General features: G+C 61.5%; 31 protein-coding genes. 13 read left to right on the top strand and 18 right to left on the bottom strand.

What is annotated here, in order from left to right; translation table 11 throughout:
* Positions 1–130: 130 nt before the first annotated feature.
* Positions 131–385, top strand: a complete 255-nt coding sequence (locus AU465_RS02240) for a GNAT family N-acetyltransferase (protein ID WP_312891178.1) — start codon at positions 131–133, stop codon at positions 383–385.
* Between the two features lie 372 nt (positions 386–757).
* Positions 758–2,563 (top strand): ABC transporter ATP-binding protein, encoded by a 1,806-nt coding sequence (locus AU465_RS02235; RefSeq protein ID WP_192243626.1) that lies wholly within the window; start codon positions 758–760, stop codon positions 2,561–2,563.
* Positions 2,564–2,723: 160 nt separating this feature from the next.
* Here the strand turns inward: AU465_RS02235 and AU465_RS02230 are convergent, their stop codons facing one another.
* The 5 genes from AU465_RS02230 to AU465_RS02210 all read right to left on the bottom strand — a co-directional run bounded on the left by AU465_RS02230 (position 2,724) and on the right by AU465_RS02210 (position 6,142).
* Entirely contained in the window at positions 2,724–3,035 is a 312-nt protein-coding gene (locus AU465_RS02230) for a PilZ domain-containing protein (protein ID WP_192243624.1), read from the bottom strand.
* A gap of 113 nt (positions 3,036–3,148) precedes the next feature.
* The gene (locus AU465_RS02225) at positions 3,149–3,637 is read right to left on the bottom strand and encodes an NUDIX hydrolase (protein WP_192243622.1); all 489 of its coding nucleotides are present in this window, start codon (positions 3,635–3,637) and stop codon (positions 3,149–3,151) included.
* 210 nt (positions 3,638–3,847) lie between these two features.
* Entirely contained in the window at positions 3,848–4,348 is a 501-nt protein-coding gene (gpt, locus tag AU465_RS02220) for a xanthine phosphoribosyltransferase (RefSeq protein WP_066998919.1), read from the bottom strand.
* Between the two features lie 114 nt (positions 4,349–4,462).
* Complete coding sequence (locus tag AU465_RS02215) at positions 4,463–5,296, bottom strand: universal stress protein (RefSeq protein ID WP_192243620.1); 834 nt, start codon at positions 5,294–5,296, stop codon at positions 4,463–4,465.
* 105 nt (positions 5,297–5,401) lie between these two features.
* On the bottom strand, positions 5,402–6,142 hold the full coding sequence (locus AU465_RS02210) for a competence/damage-inducible protein A (RefSeq protein WP_192243618.1): 741 nt from the start codon (positions 6,140–6,142) through the stop codon (positions 5,402–5,404).
* Positions 6,143–6,268: 126 nt separating this feature from the next.
* On the opposite strand from AU465_RS02210, the gene AU465_RS36100 reads away from it, so the two are divergent.
* The 3 genes from AU465_RS36100 to AU465_RS02200 all read left to right on the top strand — a co-directional run bounded on the left by AU465_RS36100 (position 6,269) and on the right by AU465_RS02200 (position 7,701).
* Positions 6,269–6,679 carry an alpha/beta fold hydrolase gene (locus AU465_RS36100; protein WP_246505815.1) on the top strand — a complete coding sequence of 137 codons (411 nt, stop codon included), beginning with the start codon at positions 6,269–6,271 and terminating at the stop codon, positions 6,677–6,679.
* Between the two features lie 244 nt (positions 6,680–6,923).
* Positions 6,924–7,244 (top strand): alpha/beta fold hydrolase, encoded by a 321-nt coding sequence (locus tag AU465_RS36095; RefSeq protein WP_246505814.1) that lies wholly within the window; start codon positions 6,924–6,926, stop codon positions 7,242–7,244.
* A gap of 172 nt (positions 7,245–7,416) precedes the next feature.
* The gene (locus AU465_RS02200) at positions 7,417–7,701 is read left to right on the top strand and encodes a hypothetical protein (protein ID WP_192243616.1); all 285 of its coding nucleotides are present in this window, start codon (positions 7,417–7,419) and stop codon (positions 7,699–7,701) included.
* 70 nt (positions 7,702–7,771) lie between these two features.
* Here the strand turns inward: AU465_RS02200 and AU465_RS02195 are convergent, their stop codons facing one another.
* The 3 genes from AU465_RS02195 to AU465_RS02185 form a co-directional block, all read right to left on the bottom strand.
* Positions 7,772–8,011 (bottom strand): DUF2188 domain-containing protein, encoded by a 240-nt coding sequence (locus tag AU465_RS02195; protein ID WP_067328195.1) that lies wholly within the window; start codon positions 8,009–8,011, stop codon positions 7,772–7,774.
* A 31-nt stretch (positions 8,012–8,042) separates the two neighbouring features.
* Entirely contained in the window at positions 8,043–8,321 is a 279-nt protein-coding gene (locus AU465_RS02190) for a DUF982 domain-containing protein (protein ID WP_192243613.1), read from the bottom strand.
* A 95-nt stretch (positions 8,322–8,416) separates the two neighbouring features.
* Positions 8,417–9,520: an NADH:flavin oxidoreductase/NADH oxidase gene (locus AU465_RS02185; protein WP_192243611.1), complete on the bottom strand. Its 1,104-nt coding sequence runs from the start codon at positions 9,518–9,520 to the stop codon at positions 8,417–8,419.
* 154 nt (positions 9,521–9,674) lie between these two features.
* Between AU465_RS02185 and AU465_RS02180 the strand changes: the two genes are divergently transcribed.
* Positions 9,675–10,253, top strand: coding sequence for an NUDIX domain-containing protein (locus AU465_RS02180; protein WP_192243609.1), 579 nt, complete (start codon positions 9,675–9,677; stop codon positions 10,251–10,253).
* 21 nt (positions 10,254–10,274) lie between these two features.
* Here AU465_RS02180 and AU465_RS02175 read toward each other — a convergent pair whose 3' ends face one another.
* Complete coding sequence (locus AU465_RS02175) at positions 10,275–11,225, bottom strand: hypothetical protein (RefSeq protein WP_192243607.1); 951 nt, start codon at positions 11,223–11,225, stop codon at positions 10,275–10,277.
* A gap of 246 nt (positions 11,226–11,471) precedes the next feature.
* Here AU465_RS02175 and AU465_RS02170 point away from each other — a divergent pair, with 246 nt between their 5' ends.
* The gene (locus AU465_RS02170; RefSeq protein ID WP_192243605.1) at positions 11,472–11,669 is read left to right on the top strand and encodes a hypothetical protein; all 198 of its coding nucleotides are present in this window, start codon (positions 11,472–11,474) and stop codon (positions 11,667–11,669) included.
* A gap of 107 nt (positions 11,670–11,776) precedes the next feature.
* Here AU465_RS02170 and AU465_RS02165 read toward each other — a convergent pair whose 3' ends face one another.
* Complete coding sequence (locus AU465_RS02165; protein ID WP_192243603.1) at positions 11,777–12,022, bottom strand: hypothetical protein; 246 nt, start codon at positions 12,020–12,022, stop codon at positions 11,777–11,779.
* A 129-nt stretch (positions 12,023–12,151) separates the two neighbouring features.
* Between AU465_RS02165 and AU465_RS02160 the strand changes: the two genes are divergently transcribed.
* Genes AU465_RS02160 through AU465_RS02140 form a run of 5 tightly spaced genes read left to right on the top strand, consistent with a single transcriptional unit; the run spans position 12,152 to position 14,716 of the window.
* Complete coding sequence (locus tag AU465_RS02160) at positions 12,152–12,448, top strand: hypothetical protein (RefSeq protein WP_192243601.1); 297 nt, start codon at positions 12,152–12,154, stop codon at positions 12,446–12,448.
* Positions 12,448–12,711 (top strand): hypothetical protein, encoded by a 264-nt coding sequence (locus AU465_RS02155; RefSeq protein ID WP_192243599.1) that lies wholly within the window; start codon positions 12,448–12,450, stop codon positions 12,709–12,711. Before AU465_RS02160 ends, AU465_RS02155 begins: the two co-directional genes overlap by 1 nt.
* Positions 12,708–12,929 (top strand): hypothetical protein, encoded by a 222-nt coding sequence (locus AU465_RS02150; RefSeq protein WP_192243597.1) that lies wholly within the window; start codon positions 12,708–12,710, stop codon positions 12,927–12,929. Before AU465_RS02155 ends, AU465_RS02150 begins: the two co-directional genes overlap by 4 nt.
* Positions 12,919–14,049, top strand: a complete 1,131-nt coding sequence (locus AU465_RS02145) for a hypothetical protein (RefSeq protein WP_192243595.1) — start codon at positions 12,919–12,921, stop codon at positions 14,047–14,049. Before AU465_RS02150 ends, AU465_RS02145 begins: the two co-directional genes overlap by 11 nt.
* Position 14,050: 1 nt before the next feature.
* Positions 14,051–14,716 (top strand): LamG-like jellyroll fold domain-containing protein, encoded by a 666-nt coding sequence (locus AU465_RS02140; protein WP_192243592.1) that lies wholly within the window; start codon positions 14,051–14,053, stop codon positions 14,714–14,716.
* Between the two features lie 2 nt (positions 14,717–14,718).
* On the opposite strand, the gene AU465_RS02135 is transcribed toward AU465_RS02140, so the two are convergent.
* Entirely contained in the window at positions 14,719–14,877 is a 159-nt protein-coding gene (locus AU465_RS02135) for a hypothetical protein (protein WP_192243590.1), read from the bottom strand.
* Positions 14,878–15,029: 152 nt separating this feature from the next.
* On the bottom strand, positions 15,030–15,263 hold the full coding sequence (locus AU465_RS02130; protein WP_192243588.1) for a hypothetical protein: 234 nt from the start codon (positions 15,261–15,263) through the stop codon (positions 15,030–15,032).
* Between the two features lie 44 nt (positions 15,264–15,307).
* Between AU465_RS02130 and AU465_RS02125 the strand changes: the two genes are divergently transcribed.
* Positions 15,308–15,547, top strand: coding sequence for a hypothetical protein (locus tag AU465_RS02125; RefSeq protein WP_192243586.1), 240 nt, complete (start codon positions 15,308–15,310; stop codon positions 15,545–15,547).
* Between the two features lie 112 nt (positions 15,548–15,659).
* Here AU465_RS02125 and AU465_RS02120 read toward each other — a convergent pair whose 3' ends face one another.
* The 6 genes from AU465_RS02120 to AU465_RS02095 form a co-directional block, all read right to left on the bottom strand.
* Positions 15,660–16,697 carry a putative sugar O-methyltransferase gene (locus AU465_RS02120; protein ID WP_192243584.1) on the bottom strand — a complete coding sequence of 346 codons (1,038 nt, stop codon included), beginning with the start codon at positions 16,695–16,697 and terminating at the stop codon, positions 15,660–15,662.
* Between the two features lie 844 nt (positions 16,698–17,541).
* The gene (locus AU465_RS02115; protein ID WP_192243582.1) at positions 17,542–18,198 is read right to left on the bottom strand and encodes a class I SAM-dependent methyltransferase; all 657 of its coding nucleotides are present in this window, start codon (positions 18,196–18,198) and stop codon (positions 17,542–17,544) included.
* 95 nt (positions 18,199–18,293) lie between these two features.
* Complete coding sequence (locus tag AU465_RS02110; RefSeq protein WP_192243580.1) at positions 18,294–18,482, bottom strand: hypothetical protein; 189 nt, start codon at positions 18,480–18,482, stop codon at positions 18,294–18,296.
* 150 nt (positions 18,483–18,632) lie between these two features.
* Entirely contained in the window at positions 18,633–19,001 is a 369-nt protein-coding gene (locus tag AU465_RS02105) for a hypothetical protein (RefSeq protein WP_192243578.1), read from the bottom strand.
* A gap of 29 nt (positions 19,002–19,030) precedes the next feature.
* On the bottom strand, positions 19,031–19,228 hold the full coding sequence (locus AU465_RS02100) for a hypothetical protein (RefSeq protein ID WP_192243576.1): 198 nt from the start codon (positions 19,226–19,228) through the stop codon (positions 19,031–19,033).
* A 197-nt stretch (positions 19,229–19,425) separates the two neighbouring features.
* Positions 19,426–19,935: PIN domain-containing protein (locus tag AU465_RS02095; protein WP_512699434.1), on the bottom strand; the 510-nt coding region annotated here is incomplete at its 5' end.

Here is a 19,935-nt window from a genome sequence, read left to right as displayed (position 1 = left end):
GTGACGTTGAAATCAGCTTCGACCTGTCGCGGATCGACTTCCGGGCGACTTCGGACCAGTTGATGGCGAGCTATTGGGGAAGCGCGCGCAGCGATGAGATGCATCATCGTGCCTCGCCAGTTCGTTTTGCGTGGACGCCTATATCGACGGCAAGCAGGTCGGCTTCGCCCGCGCGATCACCGACTATACGGTCTTTGCCTATCTTGCCGACGTCATCATCTGGCCGGGGCATCGTGGGCAAGGCATCGGCAAGCGGCTCGTTCAGGCGCGGAAGACCGTTTCGCATTGGAGCCTCTCGACCAACGACGCCCACAGCCTTTACGAGAAGTTCGGGTTCAAGATCGATGGCCGCTATATGCGGCTGGAGCGCAAGCCCGCCGCCTGAATGCGCGGGGATGGCACAACCCGCCGTTGTTGCAAAATAGTACCAGTGCTTGGACCAGATGTCGTTTTGGGGACAGCCCGCCTTGGCGAGGCGATGAGCCGCCCCTATAAGGGCCATTCCGCGATTCCCTTTCGGGAGGACCGTATGCCAGGATTTGACATCGTTATGCGAGGCCGCGAAGCCTAGGTCTGCACCGGCCGTCCGAAGTCCCTTCGGAAAGCCAGACGCAGAACGAGCCTTGCCGCTGTCGGTCGCCGCCTCGGGGCGGGCGCCCAACCATACCGAACCTCATTCCCAGGCGCCATCAGGCGCCGCCGCGGGTTTCCAATTTGACTTTACTGGGACCGGGCCTGTCTGCGCCCGGATGACATCATGGCTCGTTTCAGAATAGATCTGCGCGCCAGCGCCTTTCGCAGCGTGCTCGGCTTCACGTTTGGCCACTGGCGCCGCCAGCCGTGGCGGCTGTCGCTCATCATGGGCGCATTCCTGCTCTCGACGCTTGCCGACGTGCTGACGCCGCTCTATTCCGGCCGGCTGGTCGACGCGGTCGCCAGCAGCGCCAGCGCCGACGAGGCGGCTTGGCACGCCGCAATGACGGCCTTCTCCATCCTGATGGCGCTGGCGTTGGCCGGCGTCGTGCTGCGCAACGCCGCCTTCATGTGGATCGTCGAATTGACGCTGAAGATGATGTCGGACATCGCCGCCGGCGCCTTCCACCGCGTCCAGCGCTTCTCGACGGACTGGCACGCCAACAGCTTTGCCGGCTCGACCGTGCGGAAGATCACGCGCGGCATGTGGGCGCTCGACCTGCTCAACGACACGATCCTGATCGCGCTGCTGCCGTCGCTCGTCATGCTGGTCGGGTCGACGCTGCTGCTTGGCTGGTTCTGGCCGATGATGGGATTGGTGGTCGCCGTTGGCTCGGTGCTGTTCATCGCCGTCACCGCCATGTTGTCGCTCGGCTATGTCGCGCCGGTGGCACGCCTTGCCAACAGCTGGGACACGCGCCTCGGCGGCGCGCTGGCCGACGCGGTAAGCTGCAATGCGGTGGTCAAGGGTTTTGGCGCCGAGAGCCGCGAAGAGGTGCGCCTTGCCGGGGTCGTGGCCAAATGGCGCCTGCGCACGGGCCGCACCTGGGTGCGCGGCACGTTCAACGGCACCACGCAAGGCACGATGCTGCTCTTGATGCGGGCGGCTGTGATCGGCCTCGCGCTCATGCTCTGGGCATGGGGCGAGGCAAGCGCCGGCGATATCGCCTTCGTGCTGACCTCGTTTTTCGTCCTGCAAGGCTATCTGCGCGATATCGGCACGCATATCCGCAACCTGCAGCGCTCGATCAACGACATGGAGGAACTGGTCGACTTCCAGTCGGAGCCGCTCGGCATCGAGGACCGGCCCGGTGCGGCGCCGATCCGGATCACCGACGGCCGCATCGCGTTCGACAAGGTGACGTTCCACTACGGCAACCACCGGCTGCCGCTCTACCGCGACTTCTCGGTCGAGATCGCGGCGGGCGAACGCATCGGGCTGGTCGGGCATTCGGGATCGGGCAAGACGACCTTCGTCAAGCTGATCCAGCGCCTCTATGACGTGAATGCGGGCCGAATCCTGATCGACGGCCGGGACATCGCACAGGTTGCGCAGGCATCGCTGCGCAGCCAGATCGCGATCGTCCAGCAGGAGCCGATCCTGTTCCACCGGTCGCTGGCCGAGAACATCGCCTATGCCAGGCCGGGCGCCACGCAGGCCGAGATCGAGCATGCGGCGAAGCTCGCCAGCGCGCACGACTTCATCGCCAACCTGCCCAAAGGCTACGGAACCCTGGTCGGCGAGCGCGGCGTGAAGCTGTCGGGCGGCGAGCGCCAACGCGTGGCGATCGCGCGCGCCTTCCTGGCCGATGCGCGCATCCTGATCCTGGACGAGGCGACATCCAGCCTCGATTCCGAATCGGAAGTGCTCATCCAGAAGGCGATGGAGCGGCTGATGGTCGGGCGCACGACTTTGGTCATCGCGCACCGGCTCTCCACTGTGCGGGCGCTCGACCGGTTGCTGGTCTTCGACCGTGGCCGCATCATCGAGGAAGGATCGCATGACGAGCTGATCCGGCTGAACGGCGGGATCTACCGGCGGTTGTTCGAGCGCCAGGCGCTGGAACTGACCAAAGGGCTCGTCATGTGAAACAGATGAGCATCTGAAAAAACAGGCATCCGGCTTCGGCCGGCTGCCTAAAGCGCTTCGCGCTGAAGCGGATTCGTACGACGCGCTTTAGGTCTTTGTTTTTATGCATGTCGTTTTCGCAAAACCGCTGCACACTTTTGCGCGACATGCACTATTGCCCTCAGCCGTAGTGCAGCTTGGGCTTGGGCTCGATCCCGGTGAACTTCACACCGACGCGGTCGTTGCGGCGCCAGCGGACTTCCGCCCGATAGGCCACACCATCGACCGGAACGTAGAGCAGGAAACGATCGGGAACGCGTGATTCCGGTGCGACTTTCAGTTCGGCGCCGCCCGGGTTTTGGTTCCGCAAGGTGCAGCTCACCTCTGAATTTTGGATGCCGGTGATGATCGTCCCGCCCTTGAGCACGCGCTGGCGGTGCTCACGCCGGTGTTCGCCGGAGTTTTCTTCGAGTGGTTGCGCGGAGTTCGTCATCGATCGACGCCATTAGCCGAATCGGCACTGCAATAACAACAAAGCACCGATGCTCGCGCACCGCAACGCGCGGCATGCCGTCGGGTTGCATATTCGATTATGTGACCGATGACTCAGGCGAATTTATGCGGATCGGCGCAGAAATAGGCGATGATCTGGCAAAGGTCGGGCTCGTTGACCATACGAACGGCCTCGGCCGAGCCGACCCATTTGCGGGTGCGCGCGCGCTTTTCCTTCCAGCGGTCGGCGACGCGGTCGACCTCGAGCGGGAACACCAGAACCTCGCAAGGCACTTCCTCGCCGGATGCCAGGACCTTGGCGTAGAAATAGCGACCGACTTCAAGATGCGAGACGGTGCCGTGCAATCCCGCTTCTTCGCCCGCTTCGCGGGCGGCGGCTTGGCATAGCGGCTCCCTGGCTTCCGGCCAGCCTTTCGGCAGCACCCAGCGCCCGGTATCGCGGCTGGTGATCAGCATGATCTCGACGCCGTTCTCATTTTCGCGCCAAGGCAAGGCTGCAACCTGCAGGCGGCAGGGCGCCGTGCCGAAGAGTCGCCGGACTCTTTCGGCCATTTGGTTGTGCGTCGTTGGCCTCGTCAACATCGTAGAAGCTGCTCCCAGCCTCCAGAATCGTTTGCCGTCAAACGAATCTTACGACGTATTGTGGACAATAAAAGTAAAAAACTTCACTCGGATTGGTTAAGTTCGACCCAGGCGGGTTAATTTTACGAAATATCGTGCCCGACGGCTTTATTTGTGCAGCAATCAATGCTCGTCAGCGGGCGCTGGACCTAAATGGCGACTTCCAACGAATCAGCCGGCGTGATCATCGGCGATCGGCTTCTGGTAAGTGAAGCCCATGTCCCACGGGAAGTAGATCCAGGTGTCCTGGCTGACCTCGGTGACGAATGTATCGACCAGAGGCCTGCCCTTCGGCTTGGCATAGACGGTGGCGAAATGCGCCTTCGGCATCATTGCGCGCACGATGCCTGCCGTCTTGCCGGTATCGGTGAGGTCGTCGATGATGAGCACGCCGGCGCCGTCATCGGCAAGAAGCGAAGGGGAGATTTCCTTCAGCACCTGCAACTGACCCTGGCTCGTGTAGTCGTGATAGGAGGCGACGCAGACCGTCTCGATGACGCGGATGCCAAGCTCGCGCGAAATGATCGCGGCGGGCACCAGGCCGCCCCGGGTGATGCAGACGATCGCCTTCCACTGGCCTTTGTTGGTGCCGGAAAGGCGCCAGGCGAGCGCGCGGGCATCGCGGTGGAACTGGTCCCAGGAGACCGGAAAGGCTTTTTCGGGAAGGGACATGGTTCGCGCACTCCGCAAGCGCGCGCCTCTGCGCGCAAATACGATGGAATGCAAGCGGAATTAGCCGGAAAGCGCCAGCCTTGGCAAGGGTGGGATCCAGTGATGGCTGTGGACTTATCTCGACAGGAAGGCCGCTACGTTTGCCGTGCGCAGCACTGTGCGGGTGACGCCGCCGAAAAGAAGCTGGCGCAGCCAGGAATGGCTGTAGGCGCCGAGCACCAGCAGATCGGCGCCGGATTCGGCGATCCTCTCCTGGATGATGTCGTCGACCGAGTTTCCTCCCGATTTCTGCACGCAAACGCTGACATTGGCGCCGTGGCGTGACAAGGCAGCCGCGATCTCGGCACCCGCCGCCTCGGGAGCCTCGTCGAGCGTCTCCGGCGGATCGATGACGAGAATGTCGGTCTTGTCCGCTTCGCTGATGAAGGGGAGGGCGTCGAATGCGGCGCGAGCCGCCTCCTTGCTGCCGTTCCAGGCGAGCAGCACGCGCCTGAAGGTGGTGACGAGCGGCCCGGCATGCGGAACGACAAGCACCGGCCGCCCTGCGTCGTAGACCAGCGTGTCGACATCTGCGCCCGGATCGCCTCCGGTATCGCGCTGCGCGGCGATGATTAGGTCAGCCGCCCGCACGCTCGAAATGCCGGTCAGCGCGCTGTCGCCGGAGAAGCTTTCGAGGCTGCGCCACTCGAAGGACAGGCCGGAATCCTCGATGCGCCTGAGAAAGACCGCCCGCAGCTTGTCGGCGCGCTCTTTGTTCATCTCGGCCGAGACCTGCAGGAATTCCGTGTCGGGGAAACCAGTGGCCGACGTATAGGGGACCGGAAGCGCTTCCGCATGGATGCCGACGAGATGGCTCTCGAACCGCTCAGCAAGCGGGATGGCGCAGTCGAGCACGCGCTCGGCGTCCTGTTCATTCTGCAGAATGGCGACGATCGTCTTGAAGCGCATGACAGATCCCTCAAATTTGTCGGCGCAAGCGCGCCTCCGGCCATCAAAATGGCCGGCATGAAGTGCCGTGCCAGAAACGTCGGCGCGCGCCTTCTGGTTCCGGGATCAGCTCGCGGCCGACAGGCCCGCCACCATGACCTCAACGTCCCTGCGCGCGGCCTCGAGAGCCGCTTCGCCGCGGGCGCGCACCACGAGCTCGGTCCAGAACTTGCCGTCGCCATATTTCGGGTACGAGCCGATGATGGTGTCGGGATGCGCCTTCTGGATGTCGGCCAGCGGTCCACCGATCAGGCCTTCGCCGAACGGACAGTGCACCGTAGCCGACAGCATCCTGGTGCCGGTCTTCAGCGTCGGCACCACATTGTCGAGCATCGCCTGGAAGATCGACGGCACGCCCGCCATCACGTGAACGTTGCCGATGCGGAAGCCCGGCGCGATCGATACCGGATTGTCGATGTGGTCGGCGCCGCGCGGCATGCGCGCCATGCGTTTGCGCGCCTCGGTGAATTCGATGCCGCGCTCGGCAAAGCTTGCCTCCAACATGGCGTAGGCCTTGGCATCGTATTCGCAAGGCACGCCGAAGGCCTTGGCTATCGAATCGGCGGTGATGTCGTCATGCGTGGGGCCGATGCCGCCGGTGGTGAAGACATAGACGTAGCGGGCGCGCAGCGCGTTGACGGCGGCGACGATCTCGTCCTCCTCATCGGGAACGATGCGCACTTCCTTCAGATCGACGCCGATCGCCGTCATGATATCGGCGAGATGGCCGATGTTCTTGTCCTTGGTCCTGCCGGAGAGGATCTCGTCGCCGATGACGAGCATGGCAGCGGTAACAATTTCAGACATGGCTCACTCCGGCTGCAAGTCGCCTGAGATAACGCGGCGGCCAGCCGGCTGCAATGCGCAGGCAGGCCGGGCTCTTGTGGCAGAGACGGTTGCGGGTAAGGTGCGCCGGTCCGGCTGGGGTGGAAGATGCTGATATCGGTTTTGTCGTGGCTGATCGGCGGCCTGATCGTTGCGGCGGCTGTTGTCGTGCTCGGCTTCATGCTTGCAACATGGTGGATCGCGGCCAGGGCCGAAAGGCTGGTACCGGCTTGCGGCAAGTTCGTCGAGATCGACGGCAACCGCATCCACTATGTCGAAGCGGGCGAGGGCAGGCCGATCGTCTTCCTGCACGGCCTCGGCGCGCAGCTCCACCATTTCCGGCATACGCTGTTCGGACGCTTCGGCGCCGGCTACCGGCTGATCGCTCTCGACCGGCCGGGCTCGGGATATTCGGTGCGGGCAGGCGGGGCGGGCGGCCGTCTGCCCGAACAGGCGGAAGTGGTGCGGCGTTTCATCGAGGAGCTTGGGCTGGAAAGGCCACTGATCGTCGGCCATTGACTCGGCGGCGCCATCGCGCTTGCGCTCGCGATCGAGCATCCGACTGCGATTTCCGGCATCGCGCTGCTCGCGCCGCTGACGCATCTGGAAGCGAGGGTGCGCCGGAAATTCGACCTGCTTTATGTTCCCTCGCGCCTGTGGCGGCGGGTCTTGGCCCGTACGGTAGCGATACCGGCCAGCCTGAAATATGCGGAGCCGACGATGAAAATTCATCTTCGCGCCGCAAGCCGTGCCCGGGGATTACATGATCGCCGGAGGCGGGTGGCTCGGGCTGCGGCCTGCTCATTTCCATGCGACCTCGACCGATTTCGTGGCAGTGGAGGAGGATCTCGGCCGCCTGGAGCGGCGCTATGGCGAGATCGTGATGCCGGCAGGCATTCTGTTCGGCGCGGATGACCGGGTCATCGGCATCGCGGCGCATGGCGATCCGATGCCGGGCAGGATCAAGCAGCTCGACTTCGAACGGGTCCAAGGGCTGGGGCACATGCCGCAATTCGCGGAACCGGAACGCGTGGTCGCCTTCATCCAACGCATCGCCACACGTGCGTTCGCCGGCGTGACCTGAATTTCGAGGACGATAGGACCAGCCCAACGTTCCGGCGGCTCACGGCCTCGTCACACAAACGTGTCGCGCGGCTCTGCTGCATGCCGATTTTCTCTTGGAACTTTTGCACCCAACCCAGGGTTTCATTCGTGTCGCCATCAAAATCTAGGCGATCAACCGAATGGAGTATCCAATGGTTATGAAAGTTCTTGCAGCCTCGGTGCTCACGCTGGGCATGGCAACCTCGGCAATGGCGCAGTCCTCGGACGTGTGGTCGTGGTGGCACCATGATCGTCCGGTCTCGAGCGAGCGGGTGCCAGTCGATCCTTACACCACAGGCAGTATCTCTTCGAGCAGCGAAGCCACCGGCCTTAACAGCCTCGGCAATCCGGGGGCCATCGGTCCGTGCGCCTCGGATACGCCCGGACCCGACGCCAATTCCGGGCAGAATGTCAACGACCAGTACTGCGGCAAATAATAACCGACGCGTCCGCCAGCGGCCGGCATGAAGGCAGGGGCATGGTCGGTCGCGGCGCGGCCGTAAAAAACTAATCGGAAACTTCGGTCTGCGGCCGGTCGCGGCCGTCGGCCAGTTCGTCATGCCAGACACCCTCGGAATCCTCATATTGGATGCCGTCCGTGGTGCCGGCGACCTGTTGCTCGGCCGAAGCAATTTCAGCCGCGCGCAGCGCGTCCTGGCGGGTGGGAAATGTTTCTGAAAAAGTCGAGCCGACCATGTAGGCCCAGCCGCCGTCATGCTCGACGATCTTGTAAGTCAGTTTCGCCATGGAATCCTCCGGTCGAGAAGCCCTTGCTTGCTCAATGCAGCTTTTCGTCAGGCAACCTGTCTTCGGGAACCAACACTTCAGATTCCTCGGCTGCCTCGATCAACGCGCGGCGTGCGTCCGCCGTCGAACGATAACCTTCCAGCGCCTTGAGGCAAGTGTCGAGAGCATCACGATGCCGCTGGCCGCGATTGAGCGGCCAAACGGTCATCAGGCACTCGGCGGCTTCGCGGGTGCTGCGGATCTGGCGATATTTGCCGACATGGCCGAGCTCGACCACCACCGGCTTTTCAAACGGCTTGCTGTCTGTCATGGCCGCCAACGCAAAACGGCCAATTTGGTTGCAATCGTGGCGGGGCGCCTGCGCCCAAAGGTCTCAGCCCCTGCGTCACCTATGGAAACAGCCGCTCAGCCGGCCGCCTTCATCCAGTGCTGCATCGTCGTCACCGAGCGCGCCAGCTGCGGCGCCGGACGGATTTCCTCGCCGAACGTCGCCGCCGCGCGCCAGCCCCAGCGCGGATCGGCGAGGAAGGCGCGCGCCAGCGCCACCATGTCGGCGCGGCCATCGGCTAAAATCGTCTCGGCCTGCTTGGGATCGTCGATCAGGCCTACGGCGCGCGTCGGAATGTCGGCGCCCTTGCGCACGGCTTCCGCCAGATGCACCTGGTAACCGGGACCGCTGGGCAGCTTCTGCAATGGCGAATTGCCGCCGCTGGAACAGCAGAGATAGGCGACGCCTTCCGCCTTCAGTGCCTTGGCCACTTCGATCGCTTCTTCGACCTCGAAGCCGCCGTCGACCCATTCCTTCACCGAGAGGCGCGCCCCCAGCATCAGGCCCGGTGCGGCCTGCTTCACAGCCCTGGCGATTTCGACGGCGAAGCGCATGCGGTTTTCCAGCGAGCCGCCCCAGCGGTCGGTGCGCTGGTTGGAGAGCCGCGACAGGAACTGGAAGATCAGATAGCCGTGAGCGGCGTGGAGTTCGATGAAGTCGAAGCCGGCGCGCTCGGCCCGCGCGGCCGCCTCGGCGAAACGTCCGATGACTTGCTTTATCTCTCCCTCGTCCAGTGCGTGCGGTACATTCCACCCGGTGTCATAGGCGATGGCCGAGGCCGAAACGGTCTGCCAGGGATCCTCGCCCGGTTGCAGGGGACCGCCGCCTTCCCAAGGCTTCCTGTTGGAGGCCTTGCGGCCGGCATGGGCGAGTTGGACGCCGAACTTGGTGCCGGGCGCGCCGACGCGCCTGGCGGCATCGAGCGTGCGCTTGGCCGCAGCCTCGTTGTCATCGGAGTAGAGACCAAGGCAGCCATGCGAGATGCGGCCGCGCCGCTCGACGTCGGTCATCTCGACGGTCACCATGCCGGCGCCGGACATGGCCAGGTTCATCCAGTGGTGGAGATGCCAGTCGCTGGCGGACCCGTCCTCGGCCGAATACTGGCACATCGGCGCTACCGCGATGCGGTTGGGAAAGGTGAGGCCGCCGAGGGTGATCGGCTGGAAAAGCGATGATGTCATGAGACGGGGCTCCTGGGAGAGATACCGCTATCTAGGCAGCCGCGGCATTTCGCGCCAGACACGAGCCGGTGAAAGTCTTGCTGGACCAGTCGGTTTCCAGGATTGCGCAGGCACCAGTTCGCCGATAACGCTTGCCGGCAGCACGGAGTTCACCATGGAAGATCGCGTCCGTATCCGCTCTGAAGAAGTCCTGTCCGACGACTGGGCGGTGCTCAAGAAGACGGTGCTCGACTATCGCCGCCGCGACGGGCGCTGGGAAACGCAGACCCGGCAGACCTACGACCGCGGCGACGGCGCGGTGATCCTGCCCTTCGATCCGCAACGCTCGACGGTGCTTTTGGTGCGGCAGTTCCGCTATCCGGCCTATGCCACCGGCCATCGCGAGCCGCTGATCGAGGCCTGCGCCGGCCTGCTCGACGAAAACGATCCGGAAACCTGCATCCGCAAGGAAGCGGAAGAGGAGCTCGGCTATCGTCTGAAGGACGTCGAGCGGCTGTTCGCGCCCTATATGAGCCCCGGCAGCGTGACGGAACGGCTCTGGTTCTTCACTGCGCGCTATTCACCGGCCGACCGCATCTCCGATGGCGGCGGAGCGCCGGAGGAAGGCGAGGACATCGAGGTTCTGGAGATGCCGCTCGACGAGGCGCTGGCCGGCATTGCCGACGGCCGTATCGTCGACGCCAAGACCATCATCCTGGTCCAGCATCTGAAATTGAACCCGATCACGCCCTGACAGGCGTCACCGCATTACGGCTCATTGGCCCGCGACAGGGCATTGGCCGGAAGGGCCGCCCGCCGCCGAATATCGATAGATGCGCAGCGGGCCCGCAACGGGACACTCCGCCAGCCAGTCTGGTGGCTTTCCCGTGGCCAATCGGCTGGCCAACGGAAATTGAGCTTCGACCGACCGGAGTGTTCTCTCCTCCACGCGGCAGACCGCAACATGGGTGGCCTTGGTTTCGTCAAGCAGCCGCGCCGGATCGGGCGTAGCCGGATCGAAAAATCGCAGGACGCGCTCAATGCCCTTGGCCGATGTGTGAAAAGGGACGGCCACGACGTCGAGCCCGACAGGAGACCCCAAACCGGCGGCCCCGATGTTGGGAGGTGCGAACAGCCGCGCGCCATCCGGCCAGACGAAATGCGGACCGGCGCCGGCTTTCTCGCAGGCCTTGGCGATATCGATGCCGAGAAGTTTCGTTTCCCGGGGAGGCCAAACCAGATGCCCCACAAAAAGAATGGCGATAATCGCCACTCCGGGAGCTGCAAGAACAGAGACGCCCGGCAATTCGTCGTTGGACTTGGTGCCGAAATAGCGCCCTAGCGCCAGCCGGGCTGGTAAGCCCTGGTAAATGAGCAGGGCTAGGCCGGGGGCAACAAAGAGCGGGAAAAAGCGGAAGTATCGCAGATAGAGCAGCCCCAGCAGGAGCCCGACTGTGGAAAAAAGCGCAAGGACTATCCAGGTGCGCCTTCTGCTTGTGTCAAACAGGGCCAAGCTGCATGTCGCGGCCGCGCCCAGAATGGCCAAAGAAAACCTGGCGAAACGGCCGGAGCTCAAAAAGTCCGGGCTGAGGAAGGCGCTGTGTTCCTGCCCGACGCGCGAAAGCCAATTGTCGCGTACGTAGTCGCTCAGCCCGGCAAGCGGTCCACCCGAGCATTGGGGGAAAAAGAGGACAAGCAGCGCAGCAGTCGCAAAAGCGCCTGCCAAGAGAAAGGCGGCCCGTATCCGCCAACTTCCTGCTGTCGCTGACACCAGCGTTGGCCGAAGCGAATGGCCTGCCATACCAGGGCGCATGAAGCAGTGAAGCGCAGTACCAGCCAGGCGACTTCGTGAGCCACCAAGGCGGTCTTTGGCACGCTCAGATCCGGAGCAGAGGCGTCCGCCCAAACGACGCGCCAATGGTGTGGAAGCTCGCGGTCAAGCGCGGTGCAGTCGAGAAGATGGAGAAGGCGCATGCCAGCACCAGCGTTTGATCAGATTGATGTCGTGCTGTGCGAGGACAACCGCACCATAGCGCTCTGCGGCTATATCGATGATGCGATGTGGATGCAGTCATTCGACACTCTGCCCATGCCGATCGATGAGAACAGCCTGAACCACGATGAATGGCGCGCCGCCGCTCGTCCTGATGGTTGGAGGCCGATCGGATGACCATGCAGACCCCGGGGGGCCATCTCGTCCGAAGGTCGATCCCCTCGGAGACCGGTCTGGTCCCCTTTCGCGCATGAAATTGAGGAAAACATTCAAAGGACAAAACCCTAGTGCCTAAAAATCTGAAACTCGTTGCCGACAACCCGCCTTTGACCTGCGCGCCACCTAGGCCGCTCGGCCAGCACGGCATGGCTCTCTGGCGTTCGGTAGTTGCTCAATACGCCATCGAAGATGCTGCCGGCATCGAGTTCCTTGTCACCGCGTGCCAGGCGCTCGATCGGGCGGAGGCATTGAAGGCGCAGATCGATGCCGATGGCGCTGTCATCCGCACGAAAGCAGGCTTGAAGGATCATCCGGGGCTGAAGCACGAAACGGCAGCGCGGAGCCTCTGCATCAGAACCTTGGCGCGGCTTGGCTTGGATTTGGAACCTCTCCATGGCGGGCCCGGCCGCCCTGCCGGTCCCGGTTATGGAGGCTGAGCGATGGCGACAAAGCGAAGCCCCATCCGGCGCCGGCATATCGGCGGCAATGCCGAGTACAAGGCATGGCGAGAGGCATTCGAGACCGGAAACGATGGCTTCAATGAATTAAGCGAGTTCGGCATCGTCGACCCGGTAAACCGGATCGTTCCTGTGGCGGAAATGCCGGCGGCACGAGCTGCATTCAAAGAGCAAATGGCGGATGCCTGGAAGCGCTTCGGTGCCCGCTTCATAGCCGAATGGACACCGACCGACACTCAGCAATTACCGGCGGCTTATCGCGAGTTCGGAGCACCCTGATGCCGACGAAACGCACACCACGAAACAGAAATGTGAAACGCAGGATCTCGCAGGCGGCGGTCGAAGCATTCAAGGCAAATGACTACCTGGCCCTGCATCGTGCCCTGAGCTTGCGACCATGGGAAATGAGTCCGTTGCCGCGCGATATCGAACCGCTCGGCTGTGATCCCGAACGTCCGCCCAATTCTAGGACCACCCTTTTCGACCAATCGTACGAGCAAGCGGTCGAGCTGCAACGGGCGCTTTTGGAGACGTCGAAATGACCCAAGAAAGGGAAACGATGGATAGCCTTAGCATCCTCTTCGATCCGGCGATGTTCGAACCTGGCTGCAAGCAGCCCAGCCGGCTTTTTCCCGTCGTGCTGGAGTTCACGCGATTCCAAGCGAAATGCCAGGCCTTGGGCTTCGATCGCGAGGAAGTCTTGAAGCTCGCAATGGCGCTTGCTGAGCGCGAACTAAAGGGCCTCGCCGATGGCGCATGATCTCAATTTTCCAGTGATCGCAGATGGCCAGGCCGACGGGCAATGGCAAACGAGCAATGACGCTGATGCCGCTCTGGGCAATGCCTTTGGTGATACTTATTCCGTCGACTTCTCGGCCGGCAATGTCACGCTGAACTCGACACAATACCGCTCCGCGATGATCTTCAAGCCGAGCGCTGCACTCTCGGCTGCCCGAACGCTCATTCTCCCAGCCATCAAGCGACCCTTCGAGTTCCACAACAGCGACGCGACATATACCGTCACGCTGAAAAGCACCGATGGTGGTTCCCCTGAGACGGCGCTGACCAAGGCCGTCGCACCGGGCGAGATATTCATCGGTTATACCAACGGTTCATCTCCAGGGCTTTACGGGTTCACGGCATCGTCAACCGGAGCGATCGGCGTCAGCGACGGCGACAGGGGCGACATTACAGTTTCCGGCGGTGGTTCGGTTTGGTCTATCGACGCCTTCCAGGGAGCCTCAGCCGGCGACATCCTCTACTATGACAACAGCTCGCCGGCTCAGTGGCGGCGGCTGGCGGCTGGAACCAGCGGCTACTACCTCAAAACACAAGGAGCTGGACTCAATCCCATTTGGGCGGCGGTATCTGGCGGTGGCGGCAGCGGTAGCGCCTGGCAGCTACAGTGGTCTCCTCTGGTCAATGAGCCGCCGACAAGCAACTACGCGACGTTGGACAGCCGCAACGGGCATCCCTGCCTGGACTTCGACGCCACCACCCAGGAAGCGGCGATCTTCACCGGAGTTCTACCAGCCGATTATGCCGGCGCCGGCCTGACGGTTTCTGTCTGGTGCGCGCTCACTTCGGCTACGAGCGGAACGGTGGGGTGGCTTGTCTCGATCGAGCGCATCAATGCATCGGGCCACGATATCGACGGCGACAGCTTTTCGGCCACCCAGACGATTACCGCGACGACTGTCCCCGGCACCAGCGGCCAAGTCCTGAAGATGAGCGTCAACATCGGCAGCGGGTCATCGCCTGACGATATGGACAACCTGGCTGCTGGCGAAGCGTTCCGGCTGAAGATCGAGCGCGATGTCACCAACGACACAGCGACCGGTGATGCCGAGTTGCTGCGCGTCATGATGGTGGGGCAGTGAGATGGCGAGGAGCAATGCCGGCGGCACGGATCAATTTTCCTGGTCGAGGACAGCAACGCCTGCCCAGCCCTCAGTGGGCTGCTTTGCGTTTTGGCTGAAGACAACCCAAACCACGTCCAATGTCTCTGTGATGTCGCATTGGAGCACCGGCAGCCGGTTGGGCTTCGGGATATTATTGAACAATACGGCGAACAAACTGACTGCGGTCGGCTACCCCTCGTCCACCCCGGCAGGTATCACGCTGATTTCCACATCCAACTTGAATGACGGAAATTGGCGTCATGTCGCTTTCAATTTCAACAGAAGCAGCGGACAGGCCAACGCTCTGTTTATTGACGGCGTCTCCGAGGTCTCCGGCAATTCCTCAAGCAATTGGGGAAACAACCTCACGCCTACCTATTCCATTGCGTGCAGCCAACTAAACGGATTTTGGTCAGCTTACGTCGGGGAAATCGCAGAGATCGGATATTGGTCAACGAACTTAACCAGCGATGAGATAGCAGCGCTGGCGAAAGGCTATGCGCCGAGCACGATCCGGCCCACATCGTTGACAGTGGCCTATGCGCCACTTGTCCGAGACATTCATGAACTCAGAGACACTCTGGCCAGCAGCGTGACAGGTACGTCGGTAACTGACCATCCGCGCGTCATTGGTGGATCTGTCTAAGATCAGCCGGCGATGGCCAGCCCGATGGCGACGCCAAGGCCAATGGCAATGCCCAGGAAGAGCTTGCCGGCAATGTCTAGGGCAAAGGCGCGGACAGCAGCCGAAACGTCTGCGCGTGGCTCCCTGAGAGCACTGGAAAGGTCATCAAAGATCGCTTCCATGCCGAAGATTCTAGATCGGAACGCGGCGGATGTGAATCCCCACCCTTATGGCGTCTTCGCACCAGTTCTTAGCGACCGCTTATGCTCGCTATGTCGGCTTATCCACCAGCGGAGTCTTCCGCTTCGGCGGTAGATGTAGAGCGGGACAGGGCTCACTCGGCCAAATGGTCTTGGTCGATTTTGGCAATTAGTCCGGCAAGAACCTCAACTGCTCGCTTCGATTGCGCAATATGCGCCGCAGTAGTGTCGACCTTTCCTTTGCCTGGCTCAACTTGCCAAATTCCCGTCTGGCCAGCCTCGGCCGTGGCAATGAACCGGCGTTCGTTTTCAAGCGATTCGCTCAGCTCCGCTCGGAAAGCTTTCCAGTGCTCTTTGTTTGCAGCCATTAAGGTTTTTCCTGCTATTAGTTCTTCGGTGCAGACGGTCGCTCATGAAACTTGCAGAGCACCACATACTGAGACTGGCCCGAAATCTGGGTCATTACGCCTTTGTCCGGCAAGGTCAGGATTTGGGAACCGAAGTCGCAATAGGTTTGGATCGCGTCTGGGACATCGTCAGCGCGAATGCCGGCAATCTTGGCTATGTCGCCATCCTGACAGTTGCCGTTAGAGAGCAAGGTGCCGAGCATTTCGCACGATCGTTCTTCGGCCGCCGCTGCACCGCAAAATAGAGCCAGTGATGCTATTGTGCCTATCAGACGGAGCATCCCCACCTCCCCAGTCATGCCCGGCCGAATACTTGCCGCAAGTGTTGCTCCGGCACTGAGCGCATGAGCGGGCGTGTCAATTTTTCGGTTTCCGAAGCAAGGTTTCAAAGAAGCTCGCCTGGACCTTCGGAAGCCGGCGATAGACGCGATCCCATCGTTCCAATGGGTAGTCACTCTCCCGGATGACAATCCCTTCGAACGGGATTTTCGAAACTTGCCAGGCTTTCAGGTAAAAATGTCCCTGCGGGCGAACGAGGCGGTGGATTTCCGACAGATAGCACTCGATCTGGTCGAGCCGCATTTCGTGCAGCGATGAGATGTTGACGAAAAGATCGACGGTGGAATCCGGCAGAAGTTTAAGTTGATGAGGCAATAGGAAGGCAAGCGCGGACGCCTCGAATTCGTCGCGAACGGTTTCAAAATTGCCGAAGGGACGAAAGCGGAAATGCTTCCTGTCAGCAAACACCTGGCAGAGATATTCCTGGGCGACCCCGAGAGCCGGAGGGATATCGACCATGATGTATCTGACGGTCGGACGCAGCGAGGCAATGACGAACGCTGTTCGGCCGTAGCCGCCACCGAGCTCGCAGATCGTCCCTGTCGCGACCGGCTCGACCGATTTGTATTCCAGGATTGAATTGGCAAGATCCTGGGAAACAAGTCTTCCGCCGATGCGGATGGCCGGCGGGTTTCCGACGGATGGCTCCGACAGGGCCGCGATCTCTTCCGGGCATTCCTGCCCGGCATATTGCCAGACGAGCCGGGTGAGAAAGTTCAGGGCGAAGCCCTCGAACAACGGAATATGGCGATGCTTTAACGGCGACATGACACCAAGCGCGGCCCGGAGTGACGCTGCGGGCGGCAGGTGGCCGATCAGAAAACGGATTTGCGGGTCCCAGGGCAGGACCCGCATCCAAGTAAAATAGTCCTTGGCCAGCGTCCGCTTGAAATTTGCGATCCCGGTCGATGCCATGCGCTCGGCATGCCGCCGGTTCAGGTCTTGCCAGAACTTCGAGGGCTGCATCGCCTCGGGCGCCGCCTTCATCTCCTCGATCATTGCCGGCAGCGTGGTGCTGAAGCTTTCAGCGCCGCGATCTCCGAACCGTTCCCTCATGCTGCGCAATCTCCCCGCGCGGACAATGCTTCAAACAAGCTGAAAACACAAATTCCGCGATCACGGAAAGGAACCGCCATGGACCTCAATCTTGCGTTTCCCCCCACTCTCTCCGGCTGTAAATGAGGCCCGCTGCACCCGGCTCTTTGGCAGCGGGCTTCATATTTAGTAATTGCCAAACCATGCGGCGACGCCGGATAAGCGCAAGGGCTGGACGGCTTGCCCCTGAAACGGGAGCGGCCCGGCGCTCTGGCGGGGTAGGCCAGTGGACGCCGGACCTAACCGGCGGGGGCTCGGAATCGGAACAGGGCAGGCATACTTCGGGTCGCGACTCTGGGCTCATCCAATTTGTGAATAGAGCAAGCCAAACACCCTAGTTTTGCCAAGTTGGCAGCGCCGCAAGCTGGCCTATAAACCTCACCGGCCGGCGAACCTAACCCCGTTTTCCGGCTTGGCCCGGCGGCCAAACCCGCCACCCAGCCACGGTCGCCGGGCTGAAACGTAGGCGAGCCCCAGCCGAGACTGAGATCACTGGCAGCAGTTGCCCGAGAGAATCTATCCGGCTGGAACGCGAGCGCGAGCGGGAAGCCTTGACGCGCTACCACTTTGCGGCCGAGCAGACGCGCGGCCTCCAGAGCCGAGCCTAAGACGGGCTAGCTGAGCAGCACGTAGAGAGCCAAGCCTGCGACAGGGGGCCATGCCGATGAAGTCGCGGCGCAGATAGAACCAGATCGCACTGGGCAAGGCGATTAAAATAGTGTTCACAAACCATGCGGCGACGCCAGATAAGCGGAGGCCGAATGCGCACAGCGAGGTGGGCGGCGAAGGTCGTGTCCTCGCGCCGTTAAACCTTCTCCACGACAGTGAGAGCGTCAGTTTCGCTATTCCCATTCCAGGGGAACGCCTGCTGTTCGATGATGGTCAGCCCGGCACGCGAGCTAACATGCTCGACAAATCCCTTTGGCATAAAGTTCCGCCAATCGGGATTTTCCTTGAATGTTCCGGTTGGATTTTCCGAGTAGTTCGAATGATGAAGGACGGCTCGCCCCCTCGGCTTCAAGACGGAGGCGACTTCCATGATGTACGACGCCACGGTCAGCGGTTCGAAATGAACCATCGAGTCGTAACTGAAAACAGAGGAAAAACGCCCCTTTTCAAATGGTAGACTCTTGCCGTCCGGCGAAAGCGTCACGGTCACATGAGAAGCGCTTGAAAACCGTTTCCTGGCTAATGCGGTGGCGTCGACTGAAGTATCGATCAACGTCAGCCGCCTGCAGCGGCCCACGATCTGCGCCGAATGGCGTCCAGCACCGCTGGCTATCTCAAGCACATCATCCAAATCCAAATATCGCTCAAAAGCTTTGCGAAAGCGGCTCGCCGGTGCCCAAAACCAAGCCAGCAGCTCAGGATCCTCGTACCGCTCAAAGTACTCATAATCAGAGGCGCCAAAACCACGCCACGTATCGACGATTGCTTCGTGCGCAGCGTCAGGCTCAGTCATAAGCCTTTCCCCTTATTTTCTTCTGCACATTTTAGAGGGATCGCCCGTCAAAGGCAAAGGAGGCGCGCGCAAGCGGGCTTCCCGCTGGCGGGTTGCTATAAGGGGCCGATCGCGCCCTCCATCAGGAAGGCACCCAGCGCGCTCATCAGCGCTTCGGCGCTATCCCTCTCAAGATGAAGATCGATCTCTTCGTCGTCTTCCGTGATCAGCAGCAATTTGCCTACAAGGGGGTTGCGCGAGATGACCACTATGTCGTCATCCTGATAGTCGGCTTCCCTAGCCATCGCGTCTCCTCCCTCTCGTATCAGCATTGCCGTGAGCGCCGTAGGAAAGCAAAAATTCAGGCCAGCGGGAAGCGCCAGAGCGCGGGAAGCACATCGCCCGTGTTGGACAGCGGCCAGACAGAACGCGCGCTGGCGGGCCTCCGCTTGGGCCTAGTCGTATACGATCTGGGCGCGCAATCCATCCAAGGTGATGAACGAGATATGCCGATGATCCTGAGCAAATTCGCAGGTGCCGATAACCGATCGGCCTGGTGCGTGCGCCCGGTTCCGCGTCTCGAACTCGACTGTGACGACCGGCGGATCGGCTCGCTCGGTCGCTTTGGTCGGCCGGTAGATCAGGCCGCGACGGTACATCATCGTTTGCAGGAAGAATTCGCAACGTGCGATCAGGGTCAGCGCTGGCTCTGAGCGAGCCGGCGCAAGCATCAACGCATAGACGCACACGGCGGCCATCAGCAGGCAGGCCGCGGATCTGACCAAGCGACCGCGGCGAAAGGACCAGACCGCGCCGGCGAGCATCACGGCGCCGATTGCGGCGATGTAAACGGCTACTGCCAAAGCCTATCCAGTGCTTGCAACACCACCGACACGCCAGCCGCGACCGCTGCCCAGCTGGCCCATTTTCCCCGTCGGCCGATGTCAGGCATCATGTCGTCTATGCTGTCCCTGATAGGGATGGTTGCCGCTCTGATGCCCAGCCCTGCCGCGACGAGGCTCGTGACAATTGAAAGATACGGAATGACCATCTGTTACGTCCTCCTTCTCCACATTCGCACGTCACGAAGCACATTGCGCGCCACCAGCCACGATGCTGCGGTGAAAGCTGTAAAGAATGCTCCTCCAACTAGATCGCCGCGATAGAGTTGAAAGATTGCAACGAGTGGATTTGCGATCGCAGCGAATGCGAGCACGACGTACCACCAGAGCAAGAGGAATCTGCTTATCAAGCCTCGGCCTTTTTCTGTGGTCGATTGTCGGGATGGACCCAATCGGCAGGTGGATCATATTCGCGTGGCCGACGACCAGGAGGGCCGTTACCCATTATGGTGGCCGGGAAAACAGACCGCTCTATATGCTCCCTCGTCAACGCTATGCGCCCCTCGCTAAATTGTGTGATATTCGCAGAGAAATTTCGGCCTGGCGGCGAGACAGTCACCAATGACTTTTTCTCTTTGAAGGTTTCGCGGAGGAATCGAGCTGTGGCCGCCTGATCGGAATCGGCAGTGAGCAGGTAGGCGCGGTCAAAAACGTCATTCCAGGCGTCGGTGATCAAGGACAGGCCAAGATTGAGGTCAGACGCCTTTTCGTTCGGCTGTTGCCAGACGCGACCACATTCTCGACAATCACGTTCCTCATGAATGTAGTGGCCCATCACGCAATCGACGCCGACATTTCGCAGAGCGGTAACCGGGGCAAAACCGGTGGTGTTGCGCGCGTGGATCTGCTGTTGGGG

This window comes from Mesorhizobium silamurunense (assembly GCF_014843905.1).
Classification (GTDB): Bacteria; Pseudomonadota; Alphaproteobacteria; order Rhizobiales; family Rhizobiaceae; genus Mesorhizobium; species Mesorhizobium silamurunense.
Note: the sequence above shows the minus strand (reverse complement) of the source record. Positions and strands in the feature narration are given on the sequence as shown.